Annotated in this window: 14 protein-coding genes, 1 rRNA gene and 1 pseudogene; 4 read left to right on the top strand and 12 right to left on the bottom strand. The window is 33.8% G+C overall.

Going from position 1 to position 15,724, the window contains the following annotated elements; all coding sequences use genetic code 11:
* Nucleotide 1: 1 nt before the first annotated feature.
* The 7 genes from E0Z07_RS08930 to recR form a co-directional block, all read right to left on the bottom strand.
* A complete protein-coding gene (locus tag E0Z07_RS08930) occupies nucleotides 2–949 on the bottom strand; it encodes a DUF6175 family protein (RefSeq protein WP_006266410.1) in 948 nt (315 codons plus the stop codon).
* Nucleotides 939–1,445, bottom strand: coding sequence for a hypothetical protein (locus E0Z07_RS08925; protein WP_006257158.1), 507 nt, complete (start codon nucleotides 1,443–1,445; stop codon nucleotides 939–941). The genes E0Z07_RS08930 and E0Z07_RS08925 overlap by 11 nt, the downstream gene beginning before the upstream one ends.
* A 45-nt stretch (nucleotides 1,446–1,490) precedes the next feature.
* Entirely contained in the window at nucleotides 1,491–1,991 is a 501-nt protein-coding gene (locus E0Z07_RS08920; protein WP_006257159.1) for a hypothetical protein, read from the bottom strand.
* Nucleotides 1,992–2,418: 427 nt separating this feature from the next.
* Nucleotides 2,419–2,949 (bottom strand): hypothetical protein, encoded by a 531-nt coding sequence (locus E0Z07_RS08915; RefSeq protein WP_006257160.1) that lies wholly within the window; start codon nucleotides 2,947–2,949, stop codon nucleotides 2,419–2,421.
* Nucleotides 2,950–3,215: 266 nt separating this feature from the next.
* Nucleotides 3,216–5,393 (bottom strand): ferrous iron transport protein B, encoded by a 2,178-nt coding sequence (gene feoB, locus E0Z07_RS08910; RefSeq protein ID WP_131540572.1) that lies wholly within the window; start codon nucleotides 5,391–5,393, stop codon nucleotides 3,216–3,218.
* Nucleotides 5,394–5,417: 24 nt separating this feature from the next.
* Entirely contained in the window at nucleotides 5,418–5,651 is a 234-nt protein-coding gene (locus E0Z07_RS08905; protein WP_006257162.1) for a FeoA family protein, read from the bottom strand.
* A 601-nt stretch (nucleotides 5,652–6,252) separates the two neighbouring features.
* A complete protein-coding gene (gene recR / locus E0Z07_RS08900) occupies nucleotides 6,253–6,873 on the bottom strand; it encodes a recombination mediator RecR (RefSeq protein ID WP_006257163.1) in 621 nt (206 codons plus the stop codon).
* Nucleotides 6,874–7,039: 166 nt separating this feature from the next.
* Between recR and E0Z07_RS08895 the strand changes: the two genes are divergently transcribed.
* On the top strand, nucleotides 7,040–8,542 hold the full coding sequence (locus E0Z07_RS08895; RefSeq protein ID WP_131540571.1) for a sodium:solute symporter: 1,503 nt from the start codon (nucleotides 7,040–7,042) through the stop codon (nucleotides 8,540–8,542).
* A gap of 46 nt (nucleotides 8,543–8,588) precedes the next feature.
* Here the strand turns inward: E0Z07_RS08895 and E0Z07_RS08890 are convergent, their stop codons facing one another.
* The gene (locus E0Z07_RS08890) at nucleotides 8,589–8,945 is read right to left on the bottom strand and encodes a CoA-binding protein (protein ID WP_006262905.1); all 357 of its coding nucleotides are present in this window, start codon (nucleotides 8,943–8,945) and stop codon (nucleotides 8,589–8,591) included.
* Between the two features lie 228 nt (nucleotides 8,946–9,173).
* On the opposite strand from E0Z07_RS08890, the gene E0Z07_RS08885 reads away from it, so the two are divergent.
* From E0Z07_RS08885 to E0Z07_RS08875, 3 genes are all read left to right on the top strand, one after another.
* Nucleotides 9,174–9,884, top strand: coding sequence for an OmpW/AlkL family protein (locus E0Z07_RS08885; protein WP_006257166.1), 711 nt, complete (start codon nucleotides 9,174–9,176; stop codon nucleotides 9,882–9,884).
* 112 nt (nucleotides 9,885–9,996) lie between these two features.
* Nucleotides 9,997–11,319 carry an MATE family efflux transporter gene (locus tag E0Z07_RS08880; protein ID WP_006257167.1) on the top strand — a complete coding sequence of 441 codons (1,323 nt, stop codon included), beginning with the start codon at nucleotides 9,997–9,999 and terminating at the stop codon, nucleotides 11,317–11,319.
* Between the two features lie 95 nt (nucleotides 11,320–11,414).
* Complete coding sequence (locus E0Z07_RS08875) at nucleotides 11,415–13,367, top strand: heavy metal translocating P-type ATPase (RefSeq protein ID WP_131540570.1); 1,953 nt, start codon at nucleotides 11,415–11,417, stop codon at nucleotides 13,365–13,367.
* A 40-nt stretch (nucleotides 13,368–13,407) separates the two neighbouring features.
* Here E0Z07_RS08875 and E0Z07_RS08870 read toward each other — a convergent pair whose 3' ends face one another.
* The 4 genes and pseudogenes from E0Z07_RS08870 to rrf form a co-directional block, all read right to left on the bottom strand.
* The gene (locus E0Z07_RS08870) at nucleotides 13,408–14,013 is read right to left on the bottom strand and encodes a hypothetical protein (RefSeq protein ID WP_131540569.1); all 606 of its coding nucleotides are present in this window, start codon (nucleotides 14,011–14,013) and stop codon (nucleotides 13,408–13,410) included.
* Complete coding sequence (locus E0Z07_RS08865) at nucleotides 14,000–14,440, bottom strand: RNA polymerase sigma factor (protein WP_233446029.1); 441 nt, start codon at nucleotides 14,438–14,440, stop codon at nucleotides 14,000–14,002. The genes E0Z07_RS08870 and E0Z07_RS08865 overlap by 14 nt, the downstream gene beginning before the upstream one ends.
* Before the next feature lie 80 nt (nucleotides 14,441–14,520).
* Nucleotides 14,521–15,378, bottom strand: a pseudogene (locus tag E0Z07_RS08860) (TraB/GumN family protein).
* Between the two features lie 155 nt (nucleotides 15,379–15,533).
* Nucleotides 15,534–15,643 (bottom strand): 5S ribosomal RNA (rrf, locus tag E0Z07_RS08855).
* Between the last annotated feature and the right edge of the window lie 81 nt (nucleotides 15,644–15,724).

Raw genomic sequence — 15,724 nt, 5'->3', positions numbered from 1 at the left:
CTTATTTCTCTCCGATGACTAAAGCAGCTCTTCCTAATCCTCTGTTGATTAATTTAGCTTCTAAATTATATGGTGCTTTCTTTAAGAAAGTTCTTAACTCACGAGCAAAACCATCAGTGTCCTGAGCCATACCATTAGCTTTATAAAGTGGAATACGTACACTCTCATATAAAGTCATTGTCTCTGTAGCATCTGCTTTACTAAAACGGTGATTAACTGTTTTCTCTGCTAACCAGTTATCAATAACCTCTGTTAACTCAGTTCCATCAAATTCAGTCTCTAAGTCAACACCTGATCCATTGTCAAATACTAAAATATCTAGTGTTACCTCTCTTCCGTTTGTTAATAAGTCATCGAAGTGAGCTTGTAACTGATTAACGAAACTGTCCATATTCACTAATACAGCTTCTTCTAATAATACAGCTACATCAGCTGAGAAAGATGGTGCTCCAGTACCTTGAGCACCTGCTACTTGTTTACTTGTATAAGCATCTAAAGCTCTTAAGTTATAAGTAATAGACTTCTTAGGTCCCGTAGCATTGATAGTCCAATCTACTTCTAATATAATATCAGACTTAGCTGTACGTCTTACTCTATCTAATGGGCTTTCTGCTAATGCTGCACCAGAAGCTTTACTTGTAATCAAGTTATTCTCAGCATTAGTTTTATTAATAGCTTTCATCGTTGCAGATAAGTCTTTAAGAGGGAATCCTCTATCTGCCATTAGAATATTAATCTTAGAAATTACATTCATCAAATCAGAATGTAAAAGTGCTAATTTATAATCTGGAATATATTCTTCTACCCCTTGGTTATAATATACTTCCATTACTCTATTCTTTGTACACCATGAGTCAGAAGGAACCACCATTAAAGATGGTTTCTTAGCTTGTGCAAACATTCCTACACTCAAAAGGCATAGACAAATAGTCAAAAATTTATTTTTCATAGCTTTTTATTTTTACAATTTTATCTTTTTCAAGTTTTTTAATTATCTCTTTGCGAGCTACAGTTACCTCTACACTATAAGATTCATAACTGATTCCGTGTTTAACCACATTACTTTGAAATGCTGCTCTCTTTACAGAGGTATACTTTCTATTCTTACCTCCTTTTTTAAAGAATTTGTCGAAGTACTTTTTATACTTCTCTTCAGCATTAGGCTCAGTTACGATAGGTTTTACAGAACACTCTCTTTTATCCGTTACGATTCCCTGAAACATTACTGTTTTTATAGCCATCTCTTTAGCTTCAGCGATAACCGCACTCCTATTCTTACCAGTAGCATATACTTGTACTACTTCATTACCGTACATATCTGCACTCACACACTCTACTGTCTTACCAGTATAGAAGCTAGCCATAGTATTAGTAGGCTTGCTTTTACACGACAGAACTAAGAGTATTAGAGATAGTACGGATAACCGAATTACTTTATTGATCATCCTATTATTTTTTTAATTAGTAGTACCAGCGTACATATAAGTTGATTAGAATCCAGCAGATAAACTCTTAACGATACCTGCTACTTCTAAGTCTTTACGTAATAAATCTTTAGATACAGATACCACATATCCTACTTTGTATTCTTTTTTACTTACCTTGATTACTTCTGGAACTGAAGAAGAAATAGAAGCATATTTTAAATAAGGACTTTCTTTACCAAAGAAAGTATTGAAGTAATCTGCTTTTTCATGTTGAACTGAAGCATCTTTTATAAGAGGACGTTGAGAAACACACCCTACTCCATTCGCTGCAAAACCACGAAACAAAACTCCATGTACAGCATTTTTCTTAGCTTCTTCATTAGGAATTACAGCCTTATTACTATACGTCCATATCTTTACTAAGAATGTTCCTTCACTTCCTGTACCTGCACACTCAATATCATATTTCCATTGAGCTGCTTCTTTTTTAGGATTAGAAGCGAAACTTATATGAGCAGAAAAAGTTAATACTGCACATACTAAAACAAGTAGATATCTATTCATTTTTTCAAAACTTTATATTATACAAATATTTTATCTTATATTTTTAACACAAATTTATACCATATAAATAAATAAATTACAAAAAACACTTATACTATTCAAACACATCGTATCAAAGCCAATAAAACCATAATCAAATGGGTGAAAGAATATTTTTTATGAGTAAACCATATAACTATTCACCTCTTTCCTTGTATTATTCAACTATATTATACAAAACAACTAAGAAGAATATCTACTAAATATTTGATTTACTTCATTACATAATTAAACAGATGAATAATAAAAATCTCAATACAGACTAATCAGCACATTATTCATGTACATTATGCACATTTTTTAGCTATATATTAAAAACAAATACCCCCTAACAAACATATTGTCTATTAGGGGGTATCCTATACCTTACTCACTTAACAAAGCGATGCTATAGCTTATCTTTTTGTCTCTTAAGTATCGCTTTCTGTTGTTTATACTCTGCTTTTCTATTATTCTTTGCTATCTTTCTTTTAGAATCATTGTCCTTATAGATGATTTCGATATTTTTAATATCTCTTTCATACTCTATCTCTAACATATCTAACTGGTGCTCTATATCATTCTTATAGCTTTTATTTTGATACTTATGATGAGATGCCTTATCCCACTTCACCTTCTGAGAGTCATTAAGGATAATATAAATATCCTGTCTAAAACTCCTTGCTAACTCTCTCTTTTTTAAACCTTTTTCTCTACCTGACAGTGAACGGTCACGTCCTATCGCTTCAAACTCTCTACCGATAGTACGCTTTCGTTCTATAATCTTAGTCCTTTGACTTTCTGTTAGTTTGTAATACTCTCCTTTATCTAATAACTCCGAAGCACTTACTTCATAATCTGTCTGTTTACTATTCTTAGGTGATTGCGCATATATACTAGTAAAGACTAGCAATGCTCCTAATACTAAAACTCGTCTCATAGCTCATTTTTTTAAAATTAAAAAATGACCTCTATCTCTATAAAGATCATTAGTCAAATAAAACAATTCGCATACAAGGTGACAAACATAAAGAGTTAATTCACATAAAATATGTACTTACACTAAGAGAACCTATATTATCCATCATATAATCTCGTGATTCGCCCAATAATAAAGTAATTCTATAATCATATAAAGAAAATCCCCTTCTCCATATCAAATGAAGAAGGGGATACTATAATAAATATAATTATACTCTTACTAAATTAGGTAAATAAATACCATAACTGCGCTACGACAAAACACACAATAACTCCAAAAAGAACTGGTAATAATGAAGCTACAGTAGTCCACTTCACACTATTCGTTTCTTTATAGATCGTATATATCGTAGTACTACATGGATTGTGCAGTAAACTAAACAGCATCAAGTTCACTCCTGTCAATGTAGTCCACCCTGCCATATGTAAGATAGTCGCTATCTCTCCATCCGATACCTCAAACATCACACCAGCGCCTTCACCTATAGAAGCATCTCCTAATACCATAGCAGTCAACATTAATACCGTAGGAATAACAATCTCATTAGCAGGAATAGCTACGATATAAGCTAATAGAATAACTCCATTTAACCCTAAGAAGATACCGATAGGATCTAAACCTTGTATAGTCCATAATGCTATACTCTTATCTCCAATATCAATATTACAGATCAACCAAATAACTGCCCCTGCAGGTGCTGCAAAAACAATAGCTCTCCATAATACAATAAGTGTTCTATCAATTAATGATGTATAGATCGTCTGTAATACTCTCGGAGGTCTATAAGGAGGCAATTCTAAGGTAAAGAAAGAAGCCTGCCCTTTTAGCATAGTCTTAGACAGCATCCATGAAGTAAAGAATGTAAATCCTATTCCTAATACCACGATTCCCACTACTGCAAGCGTAGAGATAGTATTAGACAAATACGATGGTACTAAGGCTCCGATAAAGATACTTGCCATCAATATCTGTGTAGGCCAACGACCATTACACAGCGAAAAGTTATTCGTAATGATAGCAATTAGTTTTTCTCTAGGGCTGTTAATAATACGAGTAGAGACCACTCCAGCAGCATTACACCCAAAGCCCATACTCATTGTCAAAGCTTGCTTACCATGTGCTCCTGCCCCTTTAAAAAGTCGATCTAGGTTAAATGCTACTCTTGGTAGATATCCAAAATCTTCTAATAAGGTAAACAGAGGGAAGAATATAGCCATAGGTGGTAACATTACTGCTATAACCCAAGCTGTAGCTAGATATACTCCATCTACTAAAAACCCTGATAACCACCATGGAAAATGAAGACTCTCTGCTCCACTCTTTAATATAGGGTATAACTCTTCTAATAACAATGTTGATAATGCACTAGATGGATAGTTAGACCCGATAATAGTCAGCCATAGAATACCTCCGAGCATCAATAACATAATAGGAAAGCCAAATCGCTTACTCGTCACTACATTATCGATCATACGGTCTACTCTGAACGCACGCTGATTCATATCTGATTTTACAGTGCTCTTCACTGTCTTCGATACTTGAGTGAAGATAGCCCCAGCCACATTATCAGAATAGTCTAATCCTAGCTTCTCATGATAATGAGCTGCTAACGTTATAACCTCTTTTATATTTTCATTATTGACTTTAGTAGATAAAGTTTGATTCACTAAAGCAGACTGAATAGTAGCATCTTGTTGTATCAATCTCATCGCTAGCCATGACGGACTAGGCAAATCCGCATCTATAGCTAATAACTTAGAAGCTACCTGCTGTACTGCCTCACGAGATTCTCCAGATATACCAGATATTGTCTTATGCTCAGGCACATATTTACCTGTAGCTACTTGATCTATTGCTACTAATAAGTCTGTGATACCTTCTTTTCTTCTCGCAGAAGTAGGGATCACAGGTACTCCTAGATCACGAGATAACCCTCTCACGTCTATTTCTACACCATGGCGTTGAGCCTCATCCATCAGATTCAGACACACCACCACCTTATTCGTAATCTCCTGTATCTGTACTACTAAGCTAAGATGACGTTCTAGTCGACCAGCATCTACCACTACTACAGTGACATCAGGACGACCAAATAAAATAAAATCTCGTGCTACCTCTTCATCTTCAGAAGTAGACATTAGTGAATATGTACCCGGAAGATCTATTATCTTATACTTACTATCCTTAAACTGAAAGTTTCCTTCTGCACGTGTAACTGTTTTACCTGGCCAGTTTCCAGTATGTTGTTTTAAACCAGTAAGAGCATTGAAGATTGTACTCTTACCTGTATTTGGATTTCCTGCTAGAGCGATAGTATAATCAAACTTACCAGATGACTCCCCTAGTTTTTTTAATTCTGCTGTTGCATTAAGATCACAAATATCACAGGCTGATTGCGCCATAATTTTTTTCCCTTCTTTTATAATTTAATTAGCTAAAGTCACTAATACCATCTCTGCATCCTCTTTTCTCAACGAAATGATAGTATTATAGATAGAATAAGCTACAGGATCCTTTAGTGGGCTGATATTATGGATATATATTTCAGCACCAGGAACAAACCCTAAGTCTAAGAAACGCTGATGTACCTCCACAGGACATCCTCGCTTTATACCTTGTATAGTAGCTTTTTCTCCTTTAGCTAGTTCTGATAAATTCATTACAATTTTCTTTAGATGTGTAAAATTACAAAATTAGACAAGCCTAATAATTAATTTAGTGTTAAAACCTCTATATAAAAACATTCTAATTTAAGGTTATGAGTCTATTTATAAGCTAGAAAGCCAATACAGCTATCATAAACAAGCCTTACATACTATCTTATTATAATACAATTTATTACTCTGCCATTATACAGATCATTACAAAGCTACTCTATATTATGCCATACTTATAGGGTAATGATCGCATAGTGGTCGCATTAAAAATAGCCAAAACTATGCGACCATTATGCGACCACAAGCCGACCACTATGCGACCACTGCCTAAAAAATAGGGTCACGTCCTACTATAGCTGTACAGATCTTGTTTATAATCCTGCTTTTAACTGTACACTTGTTTTTATAATCTTATGATCTACAAAACAACCTATATAAAGTTAGGATAAAGTATATTATTACTTACTAATCTCAATGTATCTATGCTCTAAAAAAACTTTTCTAAACGAGACAACGTGTATCTCAGACTTAAATCCATAAAAAAAGAGTAATTGGTATGAATTACTAATTACTCTTCTATGATTAACTTTTAAAAATTGTACTACTATACAGCCTTAAATGCATTCTCAAAAGGTACACGGTGTACTAAACTTCTACCTAAGGTCACTTCATCTGCATACTCTAACTCATCCCCTACTGCTATACCTCTAGCGATAGTAGAGGTGATGACACCCGTATCTTTTATCTGTTTATAGATATAAAAGTTGGTCGTATCTCCCTCCATGGTAGAACTCAACGCAAAGATGATTTCTTTTACCTCCCCTGCTTTTACCTTTTCTACTAGAGATTGGATATTTAATTGGCTAGGTCCGATACCATCTATAGGAGAAATCTTACCTCCTAGCACATGGTATATTCCTTTAAATATCTGAGTATTCTCTAACGCCATTACATCGCGTACATCTTCTACGACACATATCGTCTGGTGATCGCGTGCTTCGTTAGCACAGATATCACATAGCTCTGTATCTGATATATTAAAACAACTCTTGCAGAAGATAATATCTTTTCTAAGCTTTAATAGGGCTTCTGCTAAGTGTAGAGTTTGTTCCTCTGGTTGTTTTAATATATGTAACATTAGTCGTAATGCGGTACGCTTACCTATCCCAGGCAATTGCGATACTTCTTCGACTGCTTTTTCTAATAATTTTGACGGGAATTCCATAACTGCAAAGATAAAAAATAAACTAATAAATAACTCTACTCCTCTAAACTACTACTACACTGAAGAATTCTCCTAATTCTATAATGCATAGCGATAAAAGCAATAGTTGATATTTCTAAAAAAGAATTACTTTTGGATTCTAAGCATATAAAACAATTGACTTATTATGACTCCAATAACCATTATCACGATTATTATTATCTACTTCGGAATACTGATAGGTATATCTCATTATATCAGTAAAAAAGATAGTAGTAATGATGCATTCTTTAGTGCTAATAAAAATGCTAAATGGTATTTAGTCGCTTTTGGGATGATAGGGACAGCCTTATCAGGGGTAACCTTTATATCTGTACCAGGAGAGGTAGGCTCGCCTAACGGTGAACAGTTTAAGTATTTTCAATTTGTTTTAGGTAATGCTGTCGGTTTTTTATTAACTGCCTCTGTATTACTTCCATTGTATTATAAATATAACCTAGTCTCTATCTATACCTATATAGAGAAGAAGCTTGGGCATTATAGTTATAAGTCTGCGGCTTCTATATTTTTGTTGAGTAGAACGATTGGTTCTGCATTTAGACTATACCTAGTCGTTATCGTATTACAGCGATATGTATTCGATTATTTCGGAGTACCTTTCTTTGCTACAGTACTGATCGCCCTATTACTGATTTATGCTTATACTTATAAAGGTGGGTTAAAAACCATTATCGTTACAGATACGTTACAGACCTTCTTCTTAGTTGCCTCTGTTATATTCACCATCATTTTTATCTGTCACAGTCTAGACCTATCGGCCGTAGAAGCCTTCGAAACCATAAAAAACAGCAATTATTCTAAGATATTCTTCTTTGAGGATTTCATCTCTTCTAGATACCATTTCTTAAAGCAGTTTATAGGAGGAATATTTGTAACACTAGCGATGGTAGGATTAGATCAAGATCTTATGCAGAAAAATCTAAGTTGTAAAAACATCAAAGAAGCACAAAAGAATATGTATTCTTTCACAGCCATCTTTGTGGTGATTAACCTATTCTTCTTAGGTGTAGGAGCATTATTATACATCTACGCAGAGAAGAACGGCATCCAAGTACCACTAGATCTAGCGACTGGTAAACCTAGAACGGATTTACTATTCCCAGAGATTGCTTTTAACTATCTAAATATAGTACCTGCTATCATATTCTTATTAGGGTTGACAGCGGCTACATTTGCTACTACAGACTCTGCTCTGACGGCATTGACTACCTCATTCTGTATAGACTTCTTGCACATGGATAAGAAGAAAGACGATGCGTCTAATGTATGGAAGAGAAAGGTAGTACACCTAGTGTTCTCTTTATTAATGTTCTTAGTGATTATATTATTCAATACTATTAACGATGCCTCTGTAGTAAGTATGATTTTCAAGATAGCCTCTTATACATACGGACCACTATTAGGTCTGTTTGCCTTCGCCATTCTATTTAATAATAGAACTGTCAAAGATAAGTTAGTACCTATTATATGTATACTAGCGCCGTTTTTAACGTTATGGTTGAGTAACAACTCTGCTACTTTATTAGGTGGATATGTTTTTGACAATGAGCTAATACTTGTCAATGGATTAATCACAGTACTATTATTACTCTCCACTAGTCAAAGCAAAGCATTAAATAAAATAAATTAAAACAATAAAGGTCTTATGCATTCATAAGACCTTTATTGTTTTATCCCTAGAACTGCTCTGTACGTAGTAATACTAATGTACAGGCTTCTTCAGACTTAATACCAGCATCAGATAGTTTCTGAACAAACTCATTATTCTCCGTACCTGGATTAAAGATTACACGTCTAGGCTTTAGTTTTATAATCTCTTCATAATACTCTACTTGCCTTGCAGGATTAAGATACAAGGTCACTGTATCGATATCTCCTCCTGTATACCATTTAGTATGGATATTGACATCCTCTACCATTCCTTCTCTAAGTCCATGGGCTATCACCTCATGTCCATATTCTCTAAGCATCTTTATTGCCTTATTAGAATATCTTTCTTCTTTTAAAGAAGCACCTACAACTAATGTTTTCATAATTTTTATATTTTTAACAGATTAATCACACAAATACATAAATTAAACCATAGATATATCAAAACATATTATATTTAGAAGCTAACCTACTTAGTTTAATAAATTATATTTTATAAATTTAGCTAATATTTAAACTTTTTTTACAACAAAAAGTATATAAATGATAAAAGTCATATTTCAGATATAAATTTAACAGTAATTTTACTCTAGAAATTTAAAATCTCAATTATGAAAAAGTTACTACTTTCAATTTTAGGAGCTGCATTATTCGTAAGCGGTTCTACATTCGCACAAGAAACGACTAGTGCACCTGAGAAACAAGATTATAAATGGCAAATGCGTCTACGTGGAGTAGGTGTTATTCCTCATAACAGAGCAGATATCGGAATCATCGGTGGACAAATCGATGTAAATAACAACTTTATTCCTGAATTAGATTTCACTTACTTCTTTACAGAAAACTTAGCTGCTGAGTTAATCTTAGGTACTACTAGACATACTGTAGGAACTATTGGGTCAAGTTTAGACAACCCAATTACTCAAGGGCCTAGCACAGCTAACGTAGATTTAGGAAGTGTATACTTATTACCTCCTACATTAATGTTCCAATACCACCACAAATTTGGTGAAGTATTTAAACCTTATGTTGGGGTTGGGGTAAACTACACTATTTTCTATAACGAAAAATCTGGTGTAGCGAAAGATATAAAATATGACAACAAATTTGGTTGGGGTTACCAATTCGGTTTTGATATTGATTTAACAGAGAAATTCTTTATCAACGTTGACTTCAAAAAGTTATTCTTAAAAACAGATGTTACTGTTGATGCTACTAACTTAGTGGCTCCAGGTGTAACAGGTGTTGATCAGTTAAATATTCCTGCAAAAGTAAAATTAGATCCAATGTTAATTGGTTTTGGTGTAGGAATGCGTTTTTAATTATTTAATGAGACATTTTTTTTTACCAGCCTTCTATGTACTGCATAGGAGGCTGGTTTTTTATTGTCTATTATTTAACCGACCTTTGCAACTTTATTGAAAACAATAAGATATGCAAACTACAATCAGTTTTAAAGAAATTAATAAACTAGCTATACCCGCTATTTTTGCAGGGGTATCAGAGTCTTTAATTTCTCTAACTGACATCGCCATCATCGGTAATGTAAAAGAAAATAGTGTAGAGGCATTAGGTGCTGTAGGCTTAGTAGGTTCTTTTCTATCTGCGATAATATGGATCGTAGCACAAACTAAAACTTCTATATCTGCTACCGTATCTCAACATCTAGGAGCCAATAGAATATTCGCTGTAAAGACCCTAGTACCACAGGCTATACTGTTTAACTTTTGTCTTAGTGTTCTGCTATTCATATTCACTACTTTCTTCGTACACGAAATCTTTATCGCTTATAATGCAGAAGGCTTATTACTAACCTATGCTAAAGAATATTACTTAATACGTGCTTGGGGATTTCCGCTTACTCTAATTACCTTCGCTCTATATGGGGTTTTTAGGGGATTACAGAATACAATGTGGGCAATGAAATGTAGCTTAACTGGAGCTATTATCAATGTTGTATTAACGTACTACTTTGTCTTTGGTATAGAGGGGATATTGCCCGCTATGCATATCAAAGGGGCAGCTTATGCTAGTGTGATTGCACAGACGATCATGTTGCTTATGGCATTCTATTACTTCTTTAAGCATACTCCTTTTAACCTAAAAGTAAGAAGAACGATTAACCCTTCACTAAAGCCATTAATCATTATGAGCTTTAACTTTATTATTCGTACAGCAACACTTAATGTAGCTATATATTTAGCTAATGCTTATGCCACAGGTTATGGCAAGAGTTACATCGCAGCACAAAGTATACTGATGAATATCTGGTTATTCTTCTCTTTCTTTATAGATGGCTATGCAAGTGCTGGTAATGCAATGTCAGGAAGGCTAGCAGGTGAAAAAAACTACCAGACGATGTGGTCACTCTCTAAGAGTATCAGTAAATACGCTATTATTATTTCACTGATCTTAATCGCTATCTGTGCGATTTTTTATAGACAAATCGGCTTACTCTTCAATCAAGATCCTGAAGTTATCAAGGTATTTATAAGCGTGTTTTGGTTAGTTCTCTTTATGCAACCTATCAACTCTCTTGCTTATATCTTTGATGGAATCTTTAAGGGAATGGGAGATGCTAAAGTACTTCGCAATAATTTACTGTTTGCTACCTTCTGTGGGTTCATCCCTACTCTATTACTGTTTGATTATTTAGATTTCAAATTATACAGTGTGTGGATTGCTTTCGGAGTGTGGATGTGCTGTCGTAGCTTCCCTTTAATGTACTTATTTAAAAAGAATTACGTAGATAAGTAAGCAATGCAACAGCATTGCAAACATGGCTTGACATTATTTATAATGATTATAAGGTGGTACATTTGCTTTAAACAAAAACAAAAAATCATCAAATTATGTGTCAAGAACATTCAAATCATAATCACTCGCATAACCATAGTGATCATAATCATGGACACGACCATGATCATGACCACAGCCACGGAGGAGAAAACACGAAGCTCTTTGTTGGCTTCAGTTTAGTTATGTTTTTTATAGGAGTCTTTCTTGCTAATATTATAAAAGCAGATTGGTTTATCAACAATAATACACTGAGGTTATCTTGGTATATCGTCGCTTATCTACCAGTAGCATTCCCTGTTCTAAAAGAAGCTGTGAAGTTAGGAGGCAAAGGAGATTTCTTTAATGAGTTCTCATTAATGGGAGTAGCTACGCTAGGTGCTTTCTTTATAGGTGAATACCCTGAAGGAGTAGCTGTAATGATATTCTATACCATCGGTGAAATATTCCAAGAGAGCGCTGTAAATAAAGCTAAAGGTAATATCAAGGCTCTACTAGACATACGCCCTAATGAAGCAACAGTATTTAGAAACAATGAATACACTGTTGTCAATCCAGAACAAGTAAGTATCGGAGAGATTATCCAAGTAAAAGTAGGTGAAAAGATTCCATTAGATGGAGAGCTATTAACGGACAAAGGTAGCTTTAATACTTCTGCCTTAACAGGTGAAAGTAAGCCAAGTACTTACGAGAAAGGAGAAACTGTTCTTACTGGGATGATTAACTTACAGAATGTAATCGAGGTTAAAACAACAAAGTTATATCAAGATAGTTCTCTTGCTAAAATCCTTCAAATGGTACAGGAAGCAAGTGCTCGAAAGGCTACAACAGAACTTTATATTAGAAAATTTGCTAAAGTATATACTCCTATCGTATTCTTTCTAGCTGTAGCTTTGACGATTATCCCTTATTTTGTATTAGGAGAAGGATATGAGTTTAAAACATGGTTAGAGCGTGCACTAGTATTCTTAGTAATTTCTTGTCCTTGTGCTTTAGTTATCTCTGTTCCGCTAGGATACTTTGGAGGAATAGGGGCTGCTTCTAGAAACGGTATCTTGTTTAAAGGATCAAATTACTTAGAACTAATGGCTAAATTAGACATCGTAGTAATGGATAAAACAGGGACACTAACAGAAGGGGTTTTTAAAGTTCAAAAAGTAGAAACTACTGTTGAACAAACTGAATTCGTTAATATTGTGTCTGCTATTGAAAAACAATCTACACACCCTATTGCGAAGGCAATTGTAGAAGCTTATCCTACTTCCAAAACTGCAGAAGAGGTACATGAGATATCTGGAAAAGGATTAATGGGTAAAGTAGATGGCAAAGAAGTACTAGTTGGTAATACAGCTCTTTTAAAGCACTATAACATTAATTACCCAACAGCGATAGATGATATCGTAGAAAGTATCGTTATCGTTGCTATAAATAAAGAATACAGTGGATATATAACAATTGCTGATCAGATTAAAGTTGACTCTAAGGATGCAATCAAGCTGATGAAATCTCTTGGAGTGAAGAAAACTGTAATGCTAAGCGGTGATAAAAATACTATCACTCAAAAAGTAGCCAAAGAAACCAATATAGATCTAGCATTAGGAGGTTTGCTACCTGAAGGTAAGGTAGAGCAAGTAGAAAAGCTTAAAAAAGAACATCCTAATATGTCTATCGCATTCGTAGGAGATGGAATAAATGATGCACCTGTACTTGCGCTAAGTGATGTAGGTATTGCAATGGGAGGATTAGGAAGTGATGCAGCTATAGAAACAGCTGATGTCGTGATACAGACTGACCAACCTTCTAAGATTGCTACTGCAATGCATATAGGTAAAGAAACACGTAAAATAGTCATTCAGAATATTACACTAGCCTTAGTGGTTAAAGTCATAGTACTTATACTAGGTGCAGGTGGAGTAGCTACGATGTGGGAAGCTGTATTCGCAGATGTAGGTGTCGCATTACTAGCAATCCTTAATGCTGTAAGAATTCAAAAAATGAAGTTTATATAACTTAATACAAACAAAAATCCCGATTACTATCGGGATTTTTTTATTCTTGTTCCTTAAACTGATTTAAGGTATCTTCTATCTGTTTTAAGTATTGTCCATATAGTTTTTTAATCCAATACTTGGCAATAAAATAAATTAGAACAACCATAATAATAGACACTATTCCTAAATACTTTAAAGCATGTAAATCACCTCGCAAAATAAGATCTAATTGAGAAGAAGGAGATACTACTAAAAGCAATAAAATACCAAAAGGAATAAGAGAATAACAAAAGTTCTCATACATTTGAATATACAACTTTACATTATAATAGCTATCATATACACTGTCTCTACTGTTTAATTCCAAAGAAGCAGATGTTTTATAAAAGCGATACATCTTCAAAATATAATATCCCGTAATAAGTACAAATATTCCATAGAATAGATAAAAACCTCCTATTCTAGTATCATCTATATGTAACATACGAGGAGTAAAAGCTATAAAAACAATACTCAAAACCTGTATCCAAATCTCTTTTTTGACATTCCCTCTTATCTTGTCTAATGGTAGGCGACTTATTTTTTCATTAAGCTCTTGAGAAGCTACTATATCATTAGGCAGTTCCTGCTCCTGCCACGATTTTTTTAAATCATCTAAATTCATAGCCTTGATTTTTAATAATTTCTTGTAATTTACTTTTAGTTCTATTCAACTTCACCCTAGCATTTCCTTCAGAAATACCAAGATTTCTTCCTATATCTTGATGAGAGAATCCTTCTAAATACAAAAATACGAGTGCCTTCTCTACGTCATTTAATAAATAGATAGCCTTATACAAATAGTGTACTTGGCTTTCTATATCCATATCAACTTCACTTGATTGCATACTTTTCATTTTCTCATCAAAAGCTTCATTTCGTCCAACTACTTGCTTAGCTTTCTTAAAATAAGTAATAGCTGTATTTAAAGCCACTCTATACATCCAAGTAGAGAATTGACTCTGCCCTTGAAAACGAGTATAAGACTTCCACAATTGTAAAACAATTTCTTGATACAAATCGTTTTGATCCTCTTGGTTATCCATATACATCTTAGATACTTTATATAAAATACCTTTATGCTTTTCAATTTGATCTAGAAAAGTTCGTTCTAAAATCTTGCTCACCTTAACTAATTATAAACAGCTTTTACTTGATATCCTTCTTTTTCTAATAACTTCAGAACTCCATACTCTCCACCAAGATGTGCGCTTCCTACAGCAAATACTGTTGACTTCTCCTTCATTATTTCTGGCATCTTAGCTACCCATTTAATATTTCTATTATCTAATAAGTCTTTCTTAAACTCAATTGGTACAAACTTAGGGTCTGTTCCAAACTCATACAATGCTTCAATATCCTAATCTAAGAAAGATTGCTTCATCTCGTTATAATTCTCCTTATATGCGTTAACTTCTTTAAATTGATTAACCAATTCTTTAGGGGAATACATACTTTCCATCACTTTCTGTTGATCAATGAAATGTTCTAAACCAATTATTGATTTATTAGCTTGCAATGCTTTTTCAAAAAGTTCTAAATCATATCCTTTAACTTCACATGACACTAACTTAGACATCATTAATCCAACCAAAGCTATAGTTGAAAAGTTATTTACTTGCTCTAGTTCTAAATTATATTCTTCCTTCAGAATAGCCCCAAACTCAGCTAACTCTTCCTGGGACAATTGAGAAGATAAAGATTGCTCTGAAACAAACATTTTTTGCATATATGCCAATTCAACAGGATCACTAAAGTTAACCTCTAAAGCTAATTGCTCTGCGCTATCTAAAGCTTTTTGAACTTTGTCACTAATAATTAATTCATCCTTACACAAAATGTGAAATGTACCTAAAACATAAGAAGGCTTGTTCAAGCCCTTTCCAGAAACTTCCCATAATAAGCTTTTCTCTGATATATTAATATCTTGGGCTATACACTGAATACTAACTAAAACAAATAATAAAATAAAAGAAAATACACGCTTCATAATTATGTAGTATTTATAAGGTTATAATATACATAGTAAGTATAAAATAGAATGAAACGTTACAAAAAAAGATTACTATTTTATAAATTCTTTTAAAAAGAATAGTATATAAACAAAAAATCCCCAACCTCATACGAGATTGGGGATTCTATAAAGAAAGGCGGCGACATACTCTCCCACTGGTTAGCAGTACCATCTGCGCTAGCGGGCTTAACTTCTCTGTTCGAAATGGATAGAGGTGAGCCCCGCTGCAATAACCACCTTAAATCGGTTGTTACACGATTGAGCGTAACTAATATTTTTAACTATATTGATATTTTAAACTTAACTATACTTTAGAAAGTTG

Source organism: Myroides odoratimimus, assembly GCF_004337635.1.
Lineage (GTDB): Bacteria > Bacteroidota > Bacteroidia > Flavobacteriales > Flavobacteriaceae > Flavobacterium > Flavobacterium odoratimimum.
Note: the sequence above shows the minus strand (reverse complement) of the source record. Positions and strands in the feature narration are given on the sequence as shown.